This window comes from Pseudoalteromonas prydzensis (assembly GCF_011050055.1).
Classification (GTDB): Bacteria; Pseudomonadota; Gammaproteobacteria; order Enterobacterales; family Alteromonadaceae; genus Pseudoalteromonas; species Pseudoalteromonas prydzensis_A.
The window spans coordinates 13,987-37,605 of record NZ_DRGM01000026.1 but is presented as its reverse complement, the minus strand read 5'-3'; the positions used below and the strand labels follow the sequence as shown (position 1 = coordinate 37,605).

The following is a 23,619-nucleotide window of genomic DNA, read 5'->3' as shown; positions in this document are numbered from 1 at the left end:
ATGAGTATAGAATTACTGATCAACGTCACCCCAAGTGAAAGCCGTGTTGCCCTGATTGAAAACGGTGTATTGCAAGAAATTCAACTAGAACGCATTGGTAACCTCGGTATTGTTGGTAATATTTACTTAGGTAAAATAAGCCGCGTGTTGCCGGGGATGCAAGCCGCGTTTGTGGATATAGGTTTAGATAAAGCCGCTTTTTTACATGCCTCGGATATTGTTAACAGCGCTTCTATTGTTGAAGGGGTTGATGAGCAGCCAATCAAAAAAGTACAAGACATTCGCGAACTCGTTCGCCAAGGCCAGTACATTATGGTGCAAGTGGTTAAAGACCCATTAGGTACTAAGGGCGCACGTTTAACCACAGATATTACCATTCCTTCGCGCTATTTAGTGTTTATGCCCGATGCCACCCATGTTGGTGTGAGCCAGCGTATTGAAACCGAAGAAGAGCGTGCTCGCTTAAAAAGCATTGTTGGTGAATATGGCGACGAAGACGGCAGCTTTATCGTTCGTACTGCCGCAGAAGGCGCCAGTGAGGCCGAACTACGTCACGATGCTGAGTTTTTAAAAAAGCTCTGGAAAAAAATCGTCACTAAACGTAAAAAAACCAGCAAAGAAAGCATCCTTCATGAAGATTTAACGCTGGCATTTCGAACCTTACGTGATTACGTCGGCGAAGATATGGAACGTATTCGGGTTGATTCAAAGCTTACCTATGAAGAGCTGAAAAGCTTTACTGCAGAGTTTGTGCCTATTCTTTCCGAGGCGTTAGAATACTACCCAGGTGAGCGTCCTATTTTTGATTTGTTTGATGTTGAAAACGAAATCCAAAAAGCGCTGCACCGCAAAGTGACCTTAAAATCAGGTGGCTATTTGATTATCGATCAAACCGAGGCGATGACCACGGTTGATGTAAATACGGGGGCATTTGTAGGCCATCGTAATCTCGAAGAAACCATTTTTAATACCAATGTTGAAGCGACCTCGGCGATTGCCCGTCAACTTAGGTTACGTAATTTAGGCGGTATTATCATAATCGACTTTATTGATATGGTAAGCGAAGAACATAAGCGCCGGGTATTACATTCATTGGAATCGGCATTAGCTAAAGACCGCGTTAAATCAAATATTAATGGTTTATCAGCACTGGGTTTAGTGGAAATGACCCGTAAACGTACTCGTGAAAGTCTAGAGCATATTTTGTGTGATGTGTGTCCGGCTTGCTCTGGGCGTGGCTCGCAAAAAACAGTGGAAACGGTATGTTACGAAATACTGCGCGAAATTGTCCGCGTAAACCGCGCTTACGCTGCAGATAAGTTTATGGTTTACGCTGCCCCTGCGGTCAGTGAGGCTTTACTAAATGACGAATATCATAACCTTGCAGAGCTTGAGCTCTTTATTGGCAAGCAAGTAAGTATCCAAACCGAAAGTCTCTACAGCCAAGAGCAGTTTGACGTGGTTATGATGTAATGAAAGCCAAGACGGTCTGTTTTTTTTGTATCCGTAAGTTATGGCAAGTGTGTGCCATAACCCTGGTATTGCTGGCCGTTGTTGTTTCAGTTCTTAAATATACGCTACCTTACGCCAATGACTACAAAGGTGACCTTGAAGGTTACCTGCTCGATAAGTTCGCTGTTAATTTATCAATTGGTGCTATTTCTGCTAGTTGGCATGGTAAAGGCCCTGCCATTGTATTGGAAGAGATAAGCTTTGAAGATAATAAAACCTCACCTATTGCACTTACGATTGCCAAAGCCAGCCTCGAATTAAATATTTGGGAAACCATTAAAACGTGGCAATTAAAATCAAGTTATTTTGTGATCAACGGCTTTCATGCCAATGTTGATATGCCGAGCATGTTGGATTCACAAAGCGGTGACGTATCGTTTGAGCAAAAAGAGCTGATCGAAGGATTGTTTCTTGGTGAAACCGGGCATTTTGCGGTTGAAAATAGCAGCCTTAATTTTATGTTGGGTGATGGTAAAGAGCGCCGTTTAATTCTTGAAAATATTGTTTGGCAAAACCAACCAGGGCAACACCTAGGCAGTGGCTCGCTCGCTGTACCGGGTATTTCAGTGGGCAGTTTCGATGCGCGCTTGGCGTTAACAGGTTCAACACTTGAGACCATGCTGGGTGATATTTATGTGCAAGCCAGTAATGTTGATGTCTCGAAATGGTTAGCGCAATACATAAATACCGATAAAGAGCAGTTTAATTCAGATATCAATTTAGAATCATGGTTAAGCATTGAAAATGGCTTGATCAAAGATGTCACGGTTAAATGGTTGCCGAGTTTTATTCATTGGCAGCAAGATACCGAAAGTCACCAATTTAGTTTAAGTGAAGGTGGCTTTGAGCTTTACCCTTGGCAACAAGGTTGGCGCTTAAAAAGTTCGGGGCTGGCGATCGCAAATGATCAACAACAGTGGCCTGACTTTCAATTTGAAGCACAGTTAGATCACAACCAGCAGCAGTTTTGGTTACAGCAGCTGGACTTTGAGTTAGTGACAAAGTTGGCGCAACTCAGTGATTTTTCAGCATTAGAGCCGCTATTAACTCGACAGCCCAGTGGCCAAGTTAAGCGTGCATATTTGCAATTTAGCTCAGCGCAGCAATGGCAGTTATGGTTTGAAGCACAGCAGTTAGGTTGGCTTGCTGAGCAAGGTGTGCCGGCAGTACAAGGGTTATTGGTTGATGGACTGCTTAACCAAGATCGTGGCCGGATCAACCTGTTTGGTGAAAATAGTGAACTACTGACAGGTGACACCTTTAGTCATCCTATTAAATATAATCAGCTTAATATGCAAATTGATTTAGCCAATAGCGAACAAGGTTGGCAGCTCAGCAGTGATAATATTTGGCTTGATAATGAAGAAGTCACCGTTGCAGCTGAAATGAAACTAACCTTAGGCGAACAGCCGCGGCTAGATTTATACGCAGAAGCATTTGCAGCCGATGCCAGTATTGCCAGCCATTACTTTCCACGCCCAGTGATGACGGAAAACTTAGTTGATTACTTAACTGGGGCAATTAAAGGTGGCGAACTCAGCCAGGCACAAGTGTTGTTTTCAGGGCCATTAACGGGTTTTCCGTTTGCTGATAACTCAGGGCAATTTGAAGTGTTAGCGCAGGTCGATAACGCGCACTACCAGTTTGCCCCAGATTGGCCGGCAGTGACCAATGCTAGCGCCAAATTACATTTTGAAAATCAGCGTATGGACATTTATTCTCAGCAGGGGCAATTAGTTAATTTAGCCGTTGCTGATGCCGTGCATGTCAGTATTGCAGATCTAATGAACGCAGATCTACTCAGTGTAAAAATTAATAAACGTGCTGATGCGCAAAAGTTACTACCGTTTTTTCAAGCAACGCCGATTGCAGAACCACTAGCAAATGTATTTGCGGTGATCCAAGGTAAAGGCACGGCCAGCGCTGATATTGAGCTACTTGTTGATTTAAACGAGTTAGATGTAACAGCTAAAGGCACCGTTAATTTAAAAAACCTGCCAGTGTATTTAGCGCAGCCAGGACTACAGCTTGAGGGCGTAACGGGCAAGCTACATTTTAATGATGATCAGATCACCTTAAAAAATGCGCAAGCCAGCTGGTTAGGAATGCCGCTGAAAGTTAATTTTAATGGTAAAAACATTGACCAAAATTACCGTGCTGACATTGATATAAAAGCACAGTTAAATGCTGATAGCTTAATTTCGCATGGCCAAGGTTTATTAAAAGGTTACTTACAGGGTGAAAGTGAAGTTGCCATCAATGTTGCGCTCAACTTTTTAACTGATGGCTTTAACTATCGCGCCAATGTGAGTTCACAACTTGAGGGGCTCAGCAGTGAATTACCGGCACCCTATAGTAAAAGCGTCGATCAGCTCTGGCCGTTAACGGCTGTTGTTCAAGGTGATGAAATTTCTAATTTGATTACTGTGAATATCAATAACAACGCATATTTTAATGGCATTTTAGCGAACAGCAGCGGCGCTTTAAGCAATGCGCATATCATCTTAGGTAAGCAAGATTTAGGGCTAAACCAGCAAGACTTAAGTGTTGCTATTAATTTACAACAAACAGATTTATTACCTTGGCTTGATTTGATCCAGCAGATCATCACCATTAGCCAAGCAGAGTCAGATCAACCAGGTGTGTTGCCACCATTAAAAGAAATTGTCGGTCAAATACAGCAATTAACCATAGCCGATATTGCCTTTAATGATTTTGAAATGCGTTTAGCGCCTATTGGCAGTGATTTGAGCCTGCGTCTTAATGCTAAAGAGCTGCGTTCACAAGTCCTTATACCACTTGATAAATCAAGTCGACCAATTCATATCGCCAGTGATTATTTACGTGTTAATTTTATGCCAACTACGGGTGAACCGTTGCCAGCAGACACGCCTCAAGATTACACTTGGTTAAGTGACTTACCGGCCATTGAGTTTGAATGTGCTGATTGTAAAGTGGCAAGTTATCAACTCGATAAAGTCAGTGCATCACTCTATGGTGATGGCCATAAACTCACAGTGTCAGAGCTTGTGGTTGATAAAGGTGAGCATATTTTACGCGCCAAAGGTCACTGGCAAGATAGCATCAGCCAGTTTAGCGGTAATATGCAAAGTGATGATATCGGAGAACTATTTGATGAATTTGATATTACCACTACAGTTAAAGATTCAACTGCTGATATTAAATTTAACCTCGCGTGGCAAGATGCGCCTTACTTATTTGATGTAGCCAGTTTGTCGGGTGATTTAGATTGGCGTTTAGGCGAAGGACACTTAGCTGAGGTAAGCGATGGTGGTGCGCGGGTATTTTCGTTACTTAGCCTTGATTCATTAGTGCGCAAGTTAAAGCTCGACTTTAGAGATGTGTTTTCAAAGGGATTTTTCTATAACAGCCTACAAGGTACGATGCAGTTAGAGCAAGGCATTGCCTATACCCAAGATACGAAAATGGATGGCGTCCCTGCAGATTTAACTATTAAAGGCCACACCAATCTCAACACCATGGAAATTGATTATGATTTAGCGGTTGCGCCACAAGTTACCTCAAGTATTCCGGTGATCGTGGCGTGGATGGTTAATCCGGTAACTGGGCTTGCTGCATTGGCGATAGATAAAGTGATTCACTCAGCGCGGGTTATTTCAGAAATTAATTTTAAAGTGACTGGCAGTATGAATGACCCTGTGGTGAAAGAAATCGATCGTAAGAGCCGTGAAGTGACACTGCCACAAGCGGCACAAAATCAACCTCAAGCGTCTAGATCAAATGAGCTAACACTCAAAGATGCCGCCGTTACAGCCACGCAATAAGGAGCAAGCTATGATAGTCGCACTACAAATGTGCTCCGGACTGTATGCTGATGCTAACATTGAGCAACTTAACCTGCAGTTACAACAACTCCCTGCAACTCGGCCATTACTGGTGTGTTTACCTGAGAGCTTTTTAGTCTTTAGTAAAAGTGGCCAACAAACACTCGCGATTGCTAAGCAAAGTGACGTTTATATACAGCAATTAAGTGATTTATGTCGTCAGTATGATATTTGGCTTGCGGCAGGCACTGTGCCGATTGCCACTGCACATGACAAATACTTTGCTGCCTCTTTGCTTGTTAATAACCAAGGCGATGTGGTTGCCCAATACAACAAGATGCATTTATTTGATGTAGATGTGGCGGACGGTACAGGGGCATATCGCGAGTCTAACTTTACCCAAGCGGGCAATGATATCGTGGTAGTGGATTCGCCGTTTGGTAAAATAGGCTTAACAGTATGTTATGATCTGCGCTTTAGTGGCTTATTTAGTGCCTTGCAACGTGCTGGGGCTGAAATTATCTTAGTGCCTAGCGCTTTTACCACCGTAACCGGCGCCGCTCATTGGCAGCCGTTACTAACAGCGCGGGCAATAGAAACACAAAGTTATGTGATTGCCGCTGCGCAAGTAGGGCAACACGAAAATGGCCGCGCAACATATGGCCACAGTATTATTATTTCTCCTTGGGGCGATGTCCTCAGTGAGCTTGCAAATGGCATAGGGTTTATTGGCTGTCAGCCAGATTTAAACCGCTTGCACGCCATTCGTCGAGATATGCCAGTGCAATCTCACCAACGATTTAGAGAGCATTTATTATGAATTCGGTTGAACAGCATTTATTACACGACAGTCAGCTAAATCGAGAAGAACTCGAAAAAACGCTTGGTTTTATTCATCAGCATAACGTTGATTACGCAGATCTGTATTTTCAATCAAGCCACCATGAATCCTGGGTGCTTGAAGACGGTTTAGTGAAAGAAGGCTCATACAACGTTGAACGTGGCGTAGGTGTACGTGCCGTGAGCGGTGAAAAAACCGGTTTTTCGTACTCTGATGCGATTAACCTCGAAGCCCTAAATAAAGCCGCCACCGCCGCGCGTAGTATTGCCGAAGCAGGCGAAAGCAAAGCTATTCAGGTATTTAGTGATGTGGCAGCAAAGCAGCAGTTTGCACCGCTACAACCAATTCAAAGTATGACAGATACCGACAAAGTAAATTTGTTACGTGAGCTTGAAAACTATATTCGCGAACTTGCACCCGATGCAGAGCAAGTGATCAGCTCTATGTCAGCGGTTTATGAGGAAGTATTAATTGCCGCCAGTGATGGTACCTTCGCTACCGATATTCGCCCATTGATCCGTTTAAACTGCTCTGTGTTATTAGAGAAAAACGGCCGTCGTGAACGCGGTGGTGCAGGCGGCGGTGCGCGTTTAGATTATGGTTATTTTAAAGAATTAGTTGAGGGTAAACCACGTTGGATGGAATACGCCGAAGAAGCGGTACGCCAAGCTAAAGTAAACCTAGAAGCCATTGATGCTCCAGCGGGCACTATGGAAGTGGTATTGGGTAATGGTTGGCCAGGGGTATTGTTACACGAAGCCGTAGGCCATGGTTTAGAAGGCGACTTTAACCGTAAAGGTGCCTCTGCGTTCAGCGGTAAAGTAGGGCAAAAGGTGGCTTCTGAGCTGTGTACTGTGGTTGATGATGGCACTATTGCTGACCGTCGTGGTTCACTTAACGTAGATGATGAAGGCACGCCTGCGGCCTATAACGTACTTATCGAAAACGGTATTTTAAAAGGCTATATGCAAGATAAAATGAACGCGCGTTTGATGGGGGTTAACCCAACTGGTAACGCGCGCCGCGAATCGTACGCTCACTTACCTATGCCACGGATGACCAACACCTATATGTTAGGCGGCGAACACAGCCAAGCAGATATTATCAGCACGGTTAAAAAAGGCATTTTCGCGCCTAACTTTGGTGGCGGCCAAGTAGATATCACCTCAGGTAAATTTGTATTTAGTGCCTCTGAAGCCTACTTAATTGAAAATGGTAAAATTACCCAACCTATTAAAGGCGCCACCTTAATTGGTAATGGCCCTGAAGTAATGCAGCAAATTTCGATGGTGGGTAACGACCTTGCACTTGATAAAGGTGTGGGCGTATGCGGTAAAGACGGTCAAAGTGTACCAGTAGGCGTTGGCCAACCAAGCTTGAAGATAGACAACCTCACTGTAGGTGGCACGGCTTAATAGAGCTCTGCGTTAACGTAGGAGCTCGGGAAACGAGGTTCGAGCAACGAACCTCGGGGCCTATTTTCGGCGCTAAAGCGCTTTCCTACCATAAATTAAACGGCGCATATATCCTCTACCAAGAAAGTGAGCAGCAATCTATCGCAGTAACATCCAACAGCCTGCGCCAATCATCAACAAATTCTCAGTCAATGAAATAAAGCCCAATGGCACATTACTGTCACCCCCTACGCAGGCACACTTGAGTTCACGTTTATCGATATATACCGCTTTAAACACCGAAATAGCGCCTATCGTGCCGATAAATAACGAGATTGGCGCAACAATATAAGCCGTTAAGTTTGCTATCATACCCACAGCCACAAACGCCTCTAAAAATGGATAAACATAGGCATAGGGCACTACTTTCATCGCCAATAGATCGTAAGTAATAAACGAGTTTGAAAAACTGTATAAATCTTGCAGTTTTTGAATTGCTAACACTGCCATCGACAGTGCAACAAACAGCATTAAATTTTGCATCGAAAATAAACCGCTGTTGTTGGCATAACTAAACCCACAGCTTAGTAATATAGTTACAGCAAAAATAGCCAGCACTGGTGTGTAGCTCGTACCATGTTGACCTGCTTTGGGCAGCTCAAAATAGCCACGCAAATCATCGTAACCGCCAATACGTTGCTCATCAATAAAGGTTTGTGGCGTGGTGGCAACATCATGTTTGGCTTTAAATGCATCGGTTTCTTGGCGTGAACTAAGGTGGCGATCATCCACAGTAAAGCCGTTTCGCTGTAATAGATCTTTTGACTTTAAACCAAACGGGCAAATATGCTCATCGGTTACCATGCGATATAAAATTGCTGACTTAGCCACACTACCTCCTGACACTTTATGAGTAAATGATGGCAATACCCTGTAAACTTTACCGGTTTAATGCCATTTATCTATTTGAAGCGTTTGTATTTAGTAGTGTAGCAAGTTCTATGCTCGCTTTAATGGTTTAGTGTTGAGTGGCACTTTTTTCAGCTTCAGCGTACCAAAGTGTCATAAAATACTCGGTTAGTTTGTGCTCTATTGCGAGTGCTTGGTCGGTTGGTCTGAATAACGTGAAGCTTGCTTTAAATTCACCAAGCTCAGTGGTGCTAAAGTGTATTTCAGGTGCAGGGCCAGAAATCTTTGCGTCTAACTTTCCTCCATTTTATATAACCTTTATGTTCTGGTGACTTTTTAGTCACATTCGCTTTGCTAGACTCCTTGCATTCACTACAGCGCTAAGTTGATTTTTTTGTAAGGAGAGTAAGATGAGCAGGCAATTGAAAGAAGTCGTGCGGTTAACAATTAGAGGGATAGCAATATGAACGGGCAATTAAGACTGCTATCGTGGTTGACCTTGTGGGCACTGTTGATTGGCTTGCCACTACTTAGCCATGCAGCAGAGGCGCCAGGGGCGCTGACCTTTATAGTCAAAGAGCAAAATATAAATCGGCCACTGGCAAATGTGCAGATCACTATCAAGAAACGAGAAACCTCATCCACGCAAACTTTAGCAACCGATCAACAAGGTCGCGCTGTTGTTGCACAGCTTGACCCAGGCCTTTACTCGGTCAACGTCACTAAAAACGGATTCACTTCATTGTATGAACCAAGTGTACGTGTGGTGACGCGAAAAAATATCAAAGTAGAATTTGAACTTAGAGAGCAAATAATTGAAGTTGTGGAAGTGCGGGCGCAGCAAGCGGATGTATTTTCTTCAGGCTCTAGCACCTACCTCGATAGGGAAGCGTTGCGAAGCGCTGTGGGCGGTGGTGCAGATCCGCTGCTATCGTTGGATGGATTGCCAGGTCTTGCATCCGACAGTGAATTTGCAAGCTTTAGTGTTCGCGGTCGTGGGCCAAGAGATAATTTGCTATTCGTTGATGACTTTCCTTTTGATAAAGCGATTCACTTTGATGCGACACTAGGTGAAGAGCAGGATGTTGGCGGTGGTGGTCGTTTCTCGATTTTTGCACCAAACGTTATCAGCGGCGCTGAATTCTCCCCAGGTGGCTGGGGCCCGGCTTATGGCGGCCGTGCAGCATCGCTACTGCAACTCGATGTTGCCGATGGTAATCCAAGCCCGTCAGCAAGTTTCCGCTATGATCTTGCCGGTTATGAAGTAGGTTACGATGGGCCTATGGGTATTACTGATGATGCAACTATGCTTTTTTCTGCAAGACGATTGGACTTTGGCGCTTTGTTTGAAACCATTGAAGAGCTAGATATTGGTGAACCAGTGTTAAGGGACGTGATACTAAAATCAGTCATCCCCATCAATCAAGATAACACCGTTGAAATTCTGCTAATGGATACTCACGAAGACTATACTCGCGGTGTTAAACACGTTGCCGAGTCGCCCAATTTCGAAGACACTGCGCTGCAAGACTCTGAGCAAGACAGTGATTTATATGGTCTAACTTGGCGAACTTTGCTTGGTGAAACAGCAGTTTGGACCAATAAGTTTTACTATCGCAACAGTGACAAAGTGAGCTCAGAGGGGGAAGCTTATCCTGATCTTGTACCAGCAGGCACAGCTGCGTCTGATTATCCGGTGCGGGAGGATATTATTACCATCACTGAAGGTGAAACAGAGCTTGGCTGGCGAAGCGATTTTGAGACAGTAAACCAATGGGGATTGTTCAGTGCTGGTGTGCGAGTGACGCAAATTGAGCTGGACTACAGCACCGTTTTAGATGGTGATTGGAATCGCTATGTCTACGATGAGGATGATTTTAGGCCAGATCCTGAGCAATACTTTATTGTACTGACGCCTGAGAGCATCGACTCCACAATGAACCAGAAAGAAACCAGTTATGTTGGCTACGTAGATCAAATTTTTGAATTTGGTGATTGGGATTTTGGTACTGGACTGCGCCTCGAACGGGACGGTTTTGCTGACGAAAGTTTTGCATCACCAAGATTTAACGTTAACTGGCAGCCGAGCAAAACAGTTAGATATTTTGCAACAGCAGGACTCTTTCATCAGTCGCCACGCTATCTAGAGCTTGCAGCGAACGACTCAAATGATCTTAAGACCGAAAAAATCACCCACGCTAGTGTTGGTTTCAAATACTTTCCGAGCAGCAATTGGTCACTGTTGACCGAAGCTTATTATCAAACTCTCGACGATTTAGTGGTTGATCTTGATCGAGCCAGCGGAACTTATGCAAATATTGGTGATGGCACCTCGTATGGTGTTGATTTTGTCCTTAATGGTGCAATCTATGAAGGCCTTTACGCGAGTGCAACCTATTCTTACAATGATGCAGTCATTGATCGTAAAGATGGTCGTGGTGACGTGGCCGCAGAATTTAGTCGCGAGCATGTCGCTACCCTAGGTTTGACTTGGGAGATCAGCGATCGCTGGAAAGTCGCAGGACGCTATAAATATCTTTCCGGTAGACCAGACGACGAATTTATAATTCATTCAGACGTATTGGGGCCAGGACAACCTTTACGTTACTCAAAAGAGATCACTGAGCGTAATGTTGGTCGCAAAAGTGGTTCCGGTTCGCTGAATCTTCGCGTTGACTATCGACGTGCGTTTGGCCCCATAGATGTAACTGCTTTTCTCGATGTTATCAACGTAACGGCAGCGTCATCAAGTGACGACACTGAGTTTGACTACCGCCGAGGCATTGAGGTCGTAGACGATAGCGAAGCAGAGCCACTCATAGGTTTGCGATTAGATTATGCCTGGTAAGGGAGCATAGAAGATGGTTAACTCGCACAGTGCAACGCCGATCAGAGCTTTGATTGTCGAAGATAACCGCGACATTTGTGAAAACATTGCCGCCTATCTTGAAAGGCACAGTTATATACTGGATTTTGCCTATGATGGTATCAGTGCGATGCATTTAGCGTTGACCAATCCATTTGATGTGATTGTACTCGATTTGATGCTGCCAGGAATGGATGGCATAAGTTTTTGCCAACAGTTGCGAGCGGACGCCAAACTAGAAATCCCAGTACTTATGCTAACGGCCAGGGATACGCTGGACGATAAACTTAAGGGGTTTGCGGCGGGAGCCGATGATTATTTGGTTAAGCCATTTGCATTACAAGAGCTCCATGCACGGCTGCAAGCGTTGTACAAACGCAGTCATGGCAAAACCGATAACCTGTTAATTGTGGGCGAACTGACTCTAAATAAATCCACTTTACAAGTTCATCGCGCGGGGCGACGTGTCGAACTCAACCCAACAGGTATGAAACTACTGCAACGATTAATGGAACAGGCACCCTCTGTAGTGGCTCGCGATACGCTTGAAACTTTGTTGTGGGCTGACGAACGTCCCGATGGTGATGCGCTTCGCTCGCATATGTATAAGTTACGCCAGGCTATCGATAGGCCGTTTGACAGCCCGCTGCTTCATACTGTGCATCGGATCGGCTATCGAATTGCAGAGGATACGCAATAATGTATCGACACAGTTTACGCAAACGTGTCGCTATTGCATTTGCATTATGTGTTGCTGTACTTAGCATTGTATGGGGCTTTGCTTTCTTCGCAGCAGTTAGGTTAAGTGAAGACCGTGTGCTAACACAACAGCTACAGGTTGCAGCTGATAACTATCCAGCTGCGACGACAAACCTGCGTGGTTATGACAAGCTTGATAATTTACCCCAATCACTCAAACAATGGGCGCAAACAAATCCTGAACTAGGGTTGTATGAGTTCGATAGCGAAGAATTACATGTTGCAGTGATAGCTGTCGAAAATCAGCAGTCACCTGCCTTTGTGGTTTTTGATGTTGCTGGCATCGAGGCTTCGTCGTCAGAGGATTGGTGGTTACTGCTTATTATTAGCAGTGTTGTAGGTACGCTAGGAATACTGGGATTCGGACTGGGAATAGTAGTGATGCGGCGGGCTGTTGCCCCTGTAACACAACTAGCTGAAGTCGTCGCCGATATCGACCCAGAACAACTATCAAGCGAGGACCATAAGCGCATAGATTCCAGCCGCTTCAGCGAAGATGAAGTTGGTATGCTCGCCAGAACCATAGAGCTGACGCTTGAACGTATCAGCGCATTTATAGCCAGAGAGCGATACTTTACCGATTCAGCTAGCCATGAGTTACGCACGCCGATCACGGTGATAACAGGCGCACTTGAGCTGCTAGAGCACAGCAATTTATCAGTAGCCGATGAAAAGGCGCTAGACAGAATAAGGCGCGCAACACTAGACATGAAAACCACCATTGACATGTTCTTGTGGCTTGCTCGCGAGTCAGATAACGGATTGTATGACGAGCAGTTTTTAGTGATGCCGTTAGTGAGTCAAGCGATAGAGCAGCAACGCCACTTGCTCAGAGGGAAATTGGTTGATGTTGAAATCGAGCAACTCACAAACCCCATAGTTCATGGACATCCACAGGCTTTTGCTATCGCGCTCAACAATCTAGTACGTAATGCGTTCGAGCACACGCTCGCTGGTCAGGGAGCAATTATAATTCGTATTAAAGAGCGTGAACTGTTAGTTACTAATCAGGCGCACAACAACATTGAAAGGCGTTGCATATCAACAGAGACGTCATCGTCTCACGGCTATGGATTAGGTTTAGGTATTGTGAAACGGCTGTGCGAGCGCAATGGTTGGTCGTTTTCACTGCTCGCTGATGAAAAATCTGTAGTGGCTCGTCTCTCATGGTGACGAGCCACTGCTATGCTCTAATGGTTCGAGTATAAATAAATGAAGGTGGATTTAAAGTACGTTTTTTAATTCACTTTTTTCAGCTTCAGCGTACCAAAGTGCCATAAAATACTCGGTTAGCTTGTGCTCTATTGCTAGTGCTTGATCGGTTGGGCAGAATAACGTGAAGCTTGCTTTAAATTCACCAAGCTCAGTGGTGCTAAAGTGTATTTCAGGTGCAGGGCCAGAAATCTTTGCGTCTAACTTTCTTTCGATAATTGCATTATATCGACTCGCTACATCATGAAAGTCTTCACAATAATGCTTCGCTTTATCGAGTAGCGTGGCGTAAATGGGATACGGGTTAAAGCTTTCTTTACGCACAATCGCAAAATGGTGGGTGGTAAACCGTTTCACAAAGTTTAAGTTTTTAATTGGGCTGGTGATCAGCTTATTATTTGGTATGTATATGGTTTTTCTAGAAAATTGATAAGAGTGCATATCAATTTCATGCATGGTGGTTTTGATCCAATCTGTTTCAGCAATTTCACCGTAATACTCACCAACTTGAACCCAATCGCCAACTCTAAATGGCCGTGTTGTCACCAAGTAGAAAAAGCCAATTACACATTGAATAAACTCTCTGGTGGCAAACACAATTGCTACCGCAAAAGCCGCGACAGACAGCGCAAAATTCTGAATTTCAGTAGACCAAACAAACAGCAGCAACAAAACCACCATTAAGTTGATAAAGTGCTTAATGTTGTGGGAAATGTACCTTATATCTCGTTGCTTTTTTTCGGCGCGATGTCGCGCTAATTTATCAACTAGCACCTTTAGGCAAAACGCAATAACGAAAATTGCCAATGAAATTAAAACCGGGTGTAGCAGTATATCTTTACTCATAACTTCCTAATGGGGAGTGCGTTAATCAAAATAGCTCGTAGCCATACTAACTAAATTTTGCTGATTCCACCACGCTGGAACACTAATAAAGTGGTAAAACCGTTATATGTTTTATCAACTAACTAGCATCCAAATACCCGCTGTTATCATAAATAGATTCTCGGTTAATGAGATAAAACCTAGCGGTACATTGCTGTCGCCACCCACGCAGGCGCACTTGAGTTCACGTTTATCTATATACACAGCTTTAAATACCGAAATAGCTCCAATGCCACCAATAAATAACGAGAATGGCGCCACAGCTAAGGCTGGTAGTTTGGCTACCATCCCGATGGCAATATAGGCTTCAACAAAAGGATAAACATAGGCATAGGGCACAACGCGCATGGCAAATAAGTCATAGGTAATAAATGAGTTTGAAAAACTGTATAAGTCTTGCAGCTTTTGAATAGCTAAAACAGCCATCGATAGTGCAACAAACAGCATCAGGTTTTGCATCGACAATAAAGCATCGCCACTGGCATAGCTAAACCCGCAGCTAAGTAATAGAGTGACTGCAAAAATAGCTAACACCGGCGTGTAACTTGTGCCTTGTTGACCGGCTTCAGGCAGATTGAAAAAATCGCGCAAATCATCATAACCACCAATACGTTTATCATCAATAAAGGTTTGCGGCGTGGTTTTTACATCATGTTGCTGTTTGAATTCATCGGTTTGCTCGCGGCTAGTCAGGTGGCGATCATCAACATCGTAGCCATTACGATCCAACAAATCTTTTGATTTTAAACCGAATGGGCAAATATGCTCATCGGTTACCATGCGATATAAAATTGCAGACTTAGACACAGTGCCTCCTTGTAAAAATGCCTTGTTTACTGCGTAATAATTGCTTAATTACACAGTAAATAAGGGCAAATTGTTGCAATAAATCAATAGTTACAAGGTTTGTGCCAGCTAATAAGGATTACTTGGTCATGTTTAAAACACGGTAATATTAGTTACCAGGCATAGGGATATAGCCTGGTAGCTGCTCAATTCTTTTCATCCACTGTTTGATATGCGGGTATTTATCTACGTCAATATCTCCTTCATGGGCGATTGATATATAAGGATAAATTGCACACTCGGCGATAGTCGGGCGATTCGCTGCTAACCAATGGTTATTCATAAGGTGAGAATCGATTAATGTAAGTATTTTATTTGATTGCAGCACGTATTGAGTATGATCATACTCGGCCGCAAACTTTTTAATTAACCGAGCTTTATTCGGTCCATGTTGTATTTCATTCGCCGCGACAGACAACCATTGCATAACGTCTGCTTGTAAATGCGCTTCACTAGGCCACCATGCTTCACCGCCATATTTATTGGCAAGATAAACTAATATCGCTTGCCCATCTCTTAACACTATATTGCCATCTTCAAGTATTGGGATTTCTCCCCAAGGGTTTAATTTCATTAATTTACTTTGCTTATGCTCACCTTGCATAAAGTTAACAGGAATAATATTTAATGGTGTATGGATCAGTGAGGCAAATAACCTTACTTTGTAACAGTTACCTGATAACGCTAAATCATATAATTTCATTTTTTGTCTCCTCTGATAATAATTGGTTGAACTCAAGAACATTTCCATCTGGATCACGGATAAATAAAGCGATTCTTCTCGGGCCGAGTTTTTTCGGTCCTTCAGTGATTGTGATCCCTTCTTTAGATAGCCAAGCTTGAAATTCATGGATGTTATTAATAATGAATGCAGGATGCGTGATCCCTGGTTTCTTTATCGGCTCATCAAGTAGTGTGTTCTTTTGCCCTGTTATTTTTGCCCCATTAAAAATAAGATTAATGCGAACACCGCCCAGTGTAACCATCTCATTCGCTTCGCCTTCTGCAATGCGATAGGTTTCTTTGAATCCAAGACGTTCATAAAAGTGGACTGATTTTTGTCTATTGCTGACTCGAATACCAATATGATCATAGGCAAGAGCTGCTTGAGGGTTTACAGGAGATAAAGCGTGCATAGAGTATGTTTCCTATCTTTATTTGATAGCTGCACTATGACATTTTGTTATTTAAAAGATAATACGGTAAATTTGATAAGGATATTTTCAATAAATGAGATAATTAATGGACAAGTTACAAGCAATGTCTATGTTAATTAAGGTTGTGGAAGTTGGTAGTTTTTCTGCGGCAAGTAAAGAGCTAAGTGTTCCTTTGCCAACCCTAAGCCGAAAAATATCGGAACTTGAGAACCAGCTCGGTGTGCGTCTGTTACATAGAACAACAAGAAAGTTATCGTTAACGGACTTTGGGGCAAATTATATTCGTGCTTGCAAAGCAATTATCGAGCAAGTTGAAGAGGCCGAACAAGGGGTAAAAGGCGAATATTCAGAGCCTAAAGGCGAGTTGGTCATAACCGCGCCTGTGATGTTTGGCAGGTTATATGTATTGCCAATTGTTACTGAGTTTTTGTCCTTATATTCCAGCATAAATGTACAGTTAATTTTGTCGGATGGAAATATTAATCTGTTTGATAATGATGTTGATATGGCTGTTAGAATTGGTGCGTTACCAAATAGCTCAATGATAGCCACTCAAGTAGGAAAAATTCGGGTGGTAACCTGTGCAAGTCCATCGATTTTAGCTGCCCATAAAACGTTAAAAACACCGGCTGATTTAACACACTACCCGTGTATATCACTAAATACGGCGATGACAACCCCACCTTGGAGTTACCTTGTTCCGGATTCTAAAATTGCTTTTAATGTAAATATATCCTCTCGATTAACGATTACGGATAGTAAATCAGCTGTTACTGCTGCTATAAATTCAGTAGGGGTAACCCAACAACTACATTACCAAGTTAAAGATGCACTAGATAAAGGCGCGCTTGAGGTCATATTAGCTGAATTTGAACCCGCGAAAGTTCCTGTGCATTTACTGCATAAATCTCGAAAATATATGCCACAAAAAATGAAAAGCTTTTTAGATTTCGCATCACCAAGATTAAAAAACAAAATTGATGAATTAGCTTTGTAGCTATAGATAGTAAGTAAAGTCACCAGCCAAAACGAAAAAACCTTGCAGTGTTAAGCAAGGTTTTTAAATATTTGCCCGAAGCCCGAAGCCCGAAGCCCGAAGCCCGAAGCCCGAAGCCCGAAGCCCGAAGCTATCGCATCGTCCCACCATACTCTGTACATCCAAATCTGGAAATACTCTGGAAACCTACACTTTACCTAGTCTAGAAGGCTTTTCCAGAAAAAGTGAAAAATAGCAAAGAAATTTGGACTTTTTTGAGGTCTGGAAAATAGTTTTCCAGATCTATTCATATTTAATATATCCTAATTTTGACAGTAGCTTTGTCTATCTTTTGATGATTAATTTTTATTATTTAAAGAGTATTTCTTTAGGGGAGCTAGTAAGTATTTCAGCACCCCAAATTAATTGTCATCAGGGAGTTTCATGTTGCGCATATGGTAAATTTGGTTTGCCATTAAGCGTGCCATTTCATTTACACTCAAAAAATCAATTCGTCCATTTGGTAGCTTTCTCATATTTTTTAATCCATCCATCGTTATATTCCCATTGAAATGACATTTACCGTGTTTCATTTGAACACTGAGATAGTGAAATCTCAACTCAAACTCTTCTCTAGTATGGGGAGTATCATATGTCTCAAGCTTCATAACTTCTCCAGTGTTAATTGTAGGTTATATGTGCAACAGTTTTGAAATCAATTTCTAACCGCCAAATAATGTTAGTGTTAATAGCGCGATAGAAAGACTTTTCATTTATAGCAAGGAAGCACCCTTCATTCATCGGTGCTCCTTTATAGTCATCCAATACACGACCTGACTTCCAGTAACCTCTTGTGATGTCAGAGCTATTAATATTGGTAATTTGCATAAAATGATATGCGGGGTTTGCAGGTGTAAACCCTCCAAAATATGCAGGATTGGCTACCACATTAGCGCAGGTGTCAAGGTCACTTACACTGGATTGATTGATTTGTTCGGTAGATAAAAATCTGCCAGAAATCAGTGGGATGCTTTGTTGTGACTCTGCAATATATGCTGTTAGTCTAACAAACTTTAGCTCACCTTCTAACAATAGTCTCTCACAGTAGTCTAAATAAACTTTTCCTTCATGAACTGGAGTAATTTTATTAGATTTAAACCATTTATCAACAGGAGAGTTAAAGTTGATGATGCGTTCTTTGGTTAGTGAATTAGGATTATATTGTCTAAATAGACTCCCTATGTATTCATAGTTCTTTTCAGACGCATTATCAGTAAGCGCTACTTGGAATACATAAAATACTTTATCCTTCCAACGTTGGGGAGGAGTAGTGCTACTAGAGTAACCTTCAGCCAATAACTCTTCCAACTCTAAAGCCTTTTCAATTGGTAATGGTGAGCAGATCTCCCTCATCATCTTTTCGGCTTTAGCTACGACTTCATTATTTATAGCACCATATTGAACAAGTTTATCCCACTCATACTTGATAGTCTCAGCCCATTCTGGTAACTCTATTTCATCATGATTTAAAGAATTATATTTATTAAAACGATGCCTAAGTATGTTTAATGCATCTTGTGCTGATTGAGATTCCTGTATTACAGCTTTATTAGCTAGTTTAGTTAAAACAGAATACCTCCCTGTGTGTCTACAGTTGTTTAATATAGATTCAAAATCTAGCGTGTCCGCAAGTTGATCCCATAACTTTAGATTAAAAGGTATTAGCTCAATTGCACCACAAATAATATCTGAGTGTGATCCTGAGTCCATAGAGAATGCTTTTGGGCTGAAAAATTTAATAAAAGAAGGATAAGATTTTGATAGCCAAGATGTTAACTCAGCTGCTTTTTCTCTTCTTAGCCAAGCAGGGTGGTTAAGAGTATGGCATAAAAGTTGTGTTAGACTTTCCTCAAGACTACTCCCCACTTTATTATTTGATTTTTCCTTTGTGTAGCTAGTAATGTATTCTGAAGTATCTCCGACTATTATATTGATATGCTCAATAGTATACTTTAGTAGTTTATTTTGTATGTCATGTGATGACCGCTTCCCCAGCCAATCAACTAGCCCTTCAGCTATTTGCCAGCGCTGAGTGTTTGTTTCATTTAAAATAAGTGAAGAAAATAGTTTTACTATTTCTGGGACTGAGTCGGTGGTTTGTGCCAATAGAAAACGACTTCTGCTAGTTGTTGATAGGCTTTCTCCCCAAATAGTCCAACCACCACCTTGCATTGCCTCCATCCCTGCTAAAATTTTACTTGTTGCACTCGAGAAATTATTTCGGCGAAGTAAACTCTCAGCGTTATCTAATAACTTCTCTGCAATTTGGGTTACTGACTGTTTACCAAATATACCAGGAATAACCATATCATCAGAGTTACGGCCTAAGTTTTCATCTTTATGCACATCAGCATTTGGAGCTAACGACTCATCATTATCTGTAATTTCCTCTTTTTCAATCTCATTGATCAGAGTTAATTCAGTTTGAAACTTTGTTTCAAACTGCTCTCTGAGTCCCTCGGAAATAATTGAAAAAATTGTATTAATAAACTGAGCTTTACTTAATTCGTCATTAAATTCTGACTCACAGATTATTTCTAATCTATCAAAAGCTTTACTCACTGAACTTTGGTCATCTGAAATATTATTTAAGATTAATCCATATGCTTGGGTAAAGCTGCTATAATGGCGATCGTCTCCAAATTGAAAACATTCTAGAAGAGCCCAGCAAAGCTGCCAGTCAGCAACTTTATAAATATTTTTAACAATCAATACTATGCAATCTTGCTCGTCAAGAGCATTGCCAGGAAAGCGAGATCCCCTAAGTTCATTGAGCCGGTCAATGTTATCTCGAGTGACTTCGATGTGCATCTGTTCTAATGTGCCATATGTTTGTGTAATAAAGTAATCTACAGCAATTTTATACTTACCTTTTACACACAAGGCACCAATAAGATCTCTTTTGGCGTATCTAACAAATCTTTGAAAAGTCATTTCTCCGCTAGCTGCGTCAAGTATACCTGCAATATCTTTGATAACTTCATGTTTTAAGTTCGAAGTAGTACTTAAAGATTCGAGTGCGGTAATGCATAAACCAAATTGGTCCTCTTTATACCAGCTTGGCCCCATTGAAAGAGATAAAACTCTCTCATAGGTTCTTTTTGCTTCCTCTTGTGCGTCTAATTTTTTATATAAAGCAATTATTTCTAAAAGCTCAGGGATCAGTTCATATCTATTTTTAAGATTTTGACTTACATACTTGTTCCATTGATGAACTAAATTGAAAACAAGATCTTCTGATTGAGAATCTATTTTTTTTCTCGTTAAACACTCAATCGTATTCTTAAGTATTCTTCTAAATCCCTCTGAATATATTCCATATTGAGTATCAAACTGAGTATTAAGATGGTTTATTAAATAGCTAATTTTGTTTTCAAAACTTTGAGATATCGTCTCAGCTAATTCCTTGTAAATTAGCGGGAAAATACCCTCAGGTATGTTATATGAATCTTGCCATTGCTCTCGCTCTGACAAAACAAACTTTATATTATCAATAACGCTTTTATTGAGTATATCCCATACATTTTCTAGCTCTTTAGCATCACTACTTTGATTGTATTTTCTTGCTTTGCCACTACACCAAGCAACTATTTTACAGATGGAGCTTATGCTTTCTTCCCAGTTGTTATTAGTGAATGGGATAAAATTCGGACATTTAAAGCAAGTTTTAGCATATGCTTTTAGTCGCCAGTCAGACATGTTTTGAATGAAAAGGTATTCATCACTCGTGATTCCGTCTTCTCCGATGAAGGTAAAGGAGCTCAACTCTTCAATTTCTTTACTAAAGGTTTCTATAATTTCTTTTGGCGCATTGAGAGTTAAAAGAGCGCTAGTAGCTACACTATTTAGTTTATTAACTCCACCACCACATTCAGCAATGATGGTTAGAAGGTCATTAAAAACTACTGTAAGTATACTTCTATTGGCAGTTAAGCCGTAATAGCGACATAACTCAAAATAAATAGGAATCGAGGATAAAATAATTCCTGTGTAGTCACTGATAGGACCTCGATAGATCTTGCGTAGCTCTGAAATAGGCACGTAGTGTTCCAGTAGGCACATTGCGGTTGCTTGGGAGTTAGCTACCATTTCGTTTTTGAACGCATCGCTATACTCTTTATTTTTTGCGTTGGATGAAATAACTTCCGACCAATAAAGTTGAAAGTTCACGAACTTCTTATAAGCGGATTCGTCACCAAGTCGAGTTTTAAGCATGAAAAGTTGAGAGTACAAGCTAAAGAAGTTCATAAATTCGTCATATGGAATCCCATCTCCACTTAATAAATTTTCAAACTTGTCCTCAATAAACATCTCTGTAGTTCTTGTTAGATTGAGAGCTTCTTGATTAGCTTCTTCATTCGAGAGGTGTAAAACTATTTTGAAAGATTCTTGAGGAGGTATTATTAACTGACCATACCTAACTACATGTTGCAAAACTTCTTCTTGTTTCCCAATAGAAATAAGTGCTCCAGCTGTCAAACTAGCTGATTGAGCAAATAAAACGCTATAGCGGAAATTAATTCTTTGGGACAATAATAATATTCGAACTGTTTCAGCTAAATCACCTAACAGTGTTGCAGCCTCTAAGGTTTTATGAATATCAATTTGCAAAGTGTCAGGCTCTACTCCTTGTAGGACACATTTATCTACCCAACTTTGATTACATAATAGAATTACATGAGATTTATCATCATTCTCTATCTTGAGGCCGTGATAAATTAAATTAAGTAAGCCGTATTGACTCTTTTGATTTTTTTCACAAAACTCAAATAGTCTCAGTTGAATACTCTTCTCAAGCAATTGAGTTTTTTCAACCAAAAAGTCTGAAAATGATGAGTGATAGACGGTTGTTTCATTCTCATTTAAAAGTAAGTGTTTTATTCTACTATGAGTACTTATTAGAATAGCTTGTTCGCTTTTATTTAAAATCTCCGAAAAGAAACTAATAGGAATCCCCCATCGTAATCGAGCAACAATTGCTAATAGATTTACCGCAGCTTCATCGTTTTTTAACTGTGACCAAAGTAAATCGTAGTAATTTCGGATTGTTCCATCAATCAGGGGGAAATCAGATAACTCTTTTTTAGTTAATCCTGAGTTTACTAGGTCTATTAAATAGCGAAGGTATAGAGGGTGTCCTTGAGCTCTTTCACAAATTAAGTTTACAGTTTTAGGTACTGCAAATTCATTATATAGGTTGGTATAGCAGAAACTTTGGGCTGAATTATATTTCAGGGGAGGGAGCGAAATACATAAACTTTTATTCAACCTTTGTCCCAATTGAGCTTCAAATTGTTCATAGTTAGGGGCTGCTAGAACAATAATCAAGCCTTTAGGTAGTTGTATTGGTAAAAGCCCAATGAACTTACTTAATAAAGCAGGGTCATGCCGAGAAATTTCGTCAAGCCCATCAATAAATAAAATACCTACTTTTTTATTTAAATCATATTTATTGCAAGCTATGGAAAGGAGCTGTTCTGTTTCTTTTATTAACCTGTGGTAATCATAGTTATCTGTCCTTATAGGAGTCCCGTTTATTAATTTTGATACTTGCATATTTAGCCAATTAAAGAACTCTATAGGCTGTGCTAGCTGTACTGCATTTTTGGACTTCTGACTTTGCGAAAAGCAATAAGTAGCGAAGTGTTCAAGTGAGTCATTCAATGGGGAGTAAGTATCACAAAAAGTGGATTTTCCTATCCCATGAGCGCCGTTAATGAACCTATAACTATTGCAATTTTTGGTGAGTAGTTCATCAAACTGCTTCACGAATTCAAATCGTGAAGCTATGGTTTCATTATTAGACAAACTTTCTTCTTGTGTTATTGGAATATCATTTTGAGCTAAAAAATGTCGTAGTGTGAAAGTTGAAATGACATGTAATGTTTTCTCAATTGAAACTCGAATTATTCCAACGCAAGCTTCATCGCATATTAAAGCAGCTCCAGAAAAGCCTTTATAACTACTTAGAGATAATTCTTGGTTAATACTAATTTCGATGTCAGATTTTAGTTTTGTAGCTTCAAAAGTTTGGATTATTTTTCCTTCTAAACGGTGACCGATTGTTAGTTTAGCTACTGGCCATCCATAAGAGTAGAACTTTGAACCATCTAGTGGCATCTGACAACTGATAGTTAACGGAGTTAAGTCGGGTTCTGAGTCGAGCTCTAATAGAGCTACATCTAAGCTCTCATCATAATCCAGCACTTTTGCTTTGTGAGGTAATTTGGTTGTGCCATATTCAAAAACAACATCAACCTCATTGTTACTCTCAGTCGGATCTTCCAAACAATGGCTTGCTGTCAATACTAATTTTGAAGACACAAGAAAGCCAGTTCCTGACTCCTCACCACATTGAATTCTACATGTCGCTGATTGTGCTGTTTTATCTAGCAT

The 23,619-nt window shown here is 41.2% G+C and carries 15 protein-coding genes and 1 pseudogene; 8 read left to right on the top strand and 8 right to left on the bottom strand.

Annotated features, from left to right (window positions below):
* From rng to tldD, 4 genes are read left to right on the top strand one after another with little or no spacing between them, the layout of a single operon-like run.
* Positions 1-1,473 carry a ribonuclease G gene (rng, locus tag ENH88_RS02180; RefSeq protein ID WP_304178957.1) on the top strand — a complete coding sequence of 491 codons (1,473 nt, stop codon included), beginning with the start codon at positions 1-3 and terminating at the stop codon, positions 1,471-1,473.
* A complete protein-coding gene (locus tag ENH88_RS02175) occupies positions 1,473-5,318 on the top strand; it encodes a YhdP family protein (protein ID WP_304178956.1) in 3,846 nt (1,281 codons plus the stop codon). The genes rng and ENH88_RS02175 overlap by 1 nt, the downstream gene beginning before the upstream one ends.
* Before the next feature lie 10 nt (positions 5,319-5,328).
* Positions 5,329-6,138, top strand: a complete 810-nt coding sequence (locus tag ENH88_RS02170) for a carbon-nitrogen hydrolase family protein (RefSeq protein WP_304178955.1) — start codon at positions 5,329-5,331, stop codon at positions 6,136-6,138.
* The gene (gene tldD / locus ENH88_RS02165) at positions 6,135-7,574 is read left to right on the top strand and encodes a metalloprotease TldD (protein WP_304178954.1); all 1,440 of its coding nucleotides are present in this window, start codon (positions 6,135-6,137) and stop codon (positions 7,572-7,574) included. Before ENH88_RS02170 ends, tldD begins: the two co-directional genes overlap by 4 nt.
* Before the next feature lie 138 nt (positions 7,575-7,712).
* Here the strand turns inward: tldD and ENH88_RS02160 are convergent, their stop codons facing one another.
* Together ENH88_RS02160 and ENH88_RS02155 are read right to left on the bottom strand one after the other, a co-directional pair.
* A complete protein-coding gene (locus tag ENH88_RS02160; RefSeq protein WP_304178952.1) occupies positions 7,713-8,444 on the bottom strand; it encodes a glutaredoxin in 732 nt (243 codons plus the stop codon).
* 127 nt (positions 8,445-8,571) lie between these two features.
* A pseudogene (locus ENH88_RS02155) lies at positions 8,572-8,760 on the bottom strand (mechanosensitive ion channel family protein); the annotation flags it as partial.
* Between the two features lie 165 nt (positions 8,761-8,925).
* On the opposite strand from ENH88_RS02155, the gene ENH88_RS02150 reads away from it, so the two are divergent.
* Genes ENH88_RS02150 through ENH88_RS02140 form a run of 3 tightly spaced genes read left to right on the top strand, consistent with a single transcriptional unit; the run spans position 8,926 to position 13,260 of the window.
* Positions 8,926-11,310 carry a TonB-dependent receptor gene (locus ENH88_RS02150; protein WP_304178950.1) on the top strand — a complete coding sequence of 795 codons (2,385 nt, stop codon included), beginning with the start codon at positions 8,926-8,928 and terminating at the stop codon, positions 11,308-11,310.
* 40 nt (positions 11,311-11,350) lie between these two features.
* Positions 11,351-12,028, top strand: coding sequence for a response regulator transcription factor (locus tag ENH88_RS02145; RefSeq protein WP_304178984.1), 678 nt, complete (start codon positions 11,351-11,353; stop codon positions 12,026-12,028).
* A complete protein-coding gene (locus ENH88_RS02140) occupies positions 12,028-13,260 on the top strand; it encodes a sensor histidine kinase (RefSeq protein ID WP_304178949.1) in 1,233 nt (410 codons plus the stop codon). Before ENH88_RS02145 ends, ENH88_RS02140 begins: the two co-directional genes overlap by 1 nt.
* Positions 13,261-13,311: 51 nt before the next feature.
* Here the strand turns inward: ENH88_RS02140 and ENH88_RS02135 are convergent, their stop codons facing one another.
* The 4 genes from ENH88_RS02135 to ENH88_RS02120 all read right to left on the bottom strand — a co-directional run bounded on the left by ENH88_RS02135 (position 13,312) and on the right by ENH88_RS02120 (position 16,166).
* On the bottom strand, positions 13,312-14,145 hold the full coding sequence (locus tag ENH88_RS02135; RefSeq protein WP_304178947.1) for a mechanosensitive ion channel domain-containing protein: 834 nt from the start codon (positions 14,143-14,145) through the stop codon (positions 13,312-13,314).
* A gap of 114 nt (positions 14,146-14,259) precedes the next feature.
* On the bottom strand, positions 14,260-14,991 hold the full coding sequence (locus ENH88_RS02130) for a glutaredoxin family protein (protein ID WP_304178945.1): 732 nt from the start codon (positions 14,989-14,991) through the stop codon (positions 14,260-14,262).
* Between the two features lie 148 nt (positions 14,992-15,139).
* On the bottom strand, positions 15,140-15,733 hold the full coding sequence (locus tag ENH88_RS02125; RefSeq protein ID WP_304178943.1) for a glutathione S-transferase family protein: 594 nt from the start codon (positions 15,731-15,733) through the stop codon (positions 15,140-15,142).
* The gene (locus ENH88_RS02120; protein WP_304178942.1) at positions 15,720-16,166 is read right to left on the bottom strand and encodes a VOC family protein; all 447 of its coding nucleotides are present in this window, start codon (positions 16,164-16,166) and stop codon (positions 15,720-15,722) included. The genes ENH88_RS02125 and ENH88_RS02120 overlap by 14 nt, the downstream gene beginning before the upstream one ends.
* 106 nt (positions 16,167-16,272) lie before the next feature.
* On the opposite strand from ENH88_RS02120, the gene ENH88_RS02115 reads away from it, so the two are divergent.
* The gene (locus ENH88_RS02115; RefSeq protein WP_304178940.1) at positions 16,273-17,184 is read left to right on the top strand and encodes a LysR family transcriptional regulator; all 912 of its coding nucleotides are present in this window, start codon (positions 16,273-16,275) and stop codon (positions 17,182-17,184) included.
* A gap of 401 nt (positions 17,185-17,585) precedes the next feature.
* On the opposite strand, the gene avs1c is transcribed toward ENH88_RS02115, so the two are convergent.
* Both avs1c and avs1b read right to left on the bottom strand, forming a co-directional pair.
* Positions 17,586-17,831, bottom strand: a complete 246-nt coding sequence (gene avs1c / locus ENH88_RS02110; protein ID WP_165724367.1) for an AVAST type 1 anti-phage system protein Avs1c — start codon at positions 17,829-17,831, stop codon at positions 17,586-17,588.
* A gap of 13 nt (positions 17,832-17,844) precedes the next feature.
* Entirely contained in the window at positions 17,845-23,619 is a 5,775-nt protein-coding gene (gene avs1b, locus ENH88_RS02105) for an AVAST type 1 anti-phage system protease Avs1b (protein WP_165724365.1), read from the bottom strand.

Bases quoted from the DNA above. Each gene is read 5' to 3' on its own strand.
- ENH88_RS02125 (WP_304178943.1), bottom strand. From the start codon at position 15,733: ATGAAATTATATGATTTAGCGTTATCAGGTAACTGTTACAAAGTAAGG.
- ENH88_RS02170 (WP_304178955.1), top strand. From the start codon at position 5,329: ATGATAGTCGCACTACAAATGTGCTCCGGACTGTATGCTGATGCTAAC.
- avs1c (WP_165724367.1), bottom strand. From the start codon at position 17,831: ATGAAGCTTGAGACATATGATACTCCCCATACTAGAGAAGAGTTTGAG.
- ENH88_RS02135 (WP_304178947.1), bottom strand. From the start codon at position 14,145: ATGAGTAAAGATATACTGCTACACCCGGTTTTAATTTCATTGGCAATT.
- rng (WP_304178957.1), top strand. From the start codon at position 1: ATGAGTATAGAATTACTGATCAACGTCACCCCAAGTGAAAGCCGTGTT.
- ENH88_RS02150 (WP_304178950.1), top strand. From the start codon at position 8,926: ATGAACGGGCAATTAAGACTGCTATCGTGGTTGACCTTGTGGGCACTG.
- ENH88_RS02140 (WP_304178949.1), top strand. From the start codon at position 12,028: ATGTATCGACACAGTTTACGCAAACGTGTCGCTATTGCATTTGCATTA.
- ENH88_RS02115 (WP_304178940.1), top strand. From the start codon at position 16,273: ATGGACAAGTTACAAGCAATGTCTATGTTAATTAAGGTTGTGGAAGTT.
- ENH88_RS02175 (WP_304178956.1), top strand. From the start codon at position 1,473: ATGAAAGCCAAGACGGTCTGTTTTTTTTGTATCCGTAAGTTATGGCAA.
- tldD (WP_304178954.1), top strand. From the start codon at position 6,135: ATGAATTCGGTTGAACAGCATTTATTACACGACAGTCAGCTAAATCGA.
- avs1b (WP_165724365.1), bottom strand. From the start codon at position 23,619: ATGCTAGATAAAACAGCACAATCAGCGACATGTAGAATTCAATGTGGT.
- ENH88_RS02120 (WP_304178942.1), bottom strand. From the start codon at position 16,166: ATGCACGCTTTATCTCCTGTAAACCCTCAAGCAGCTCTTGCCTATGAT.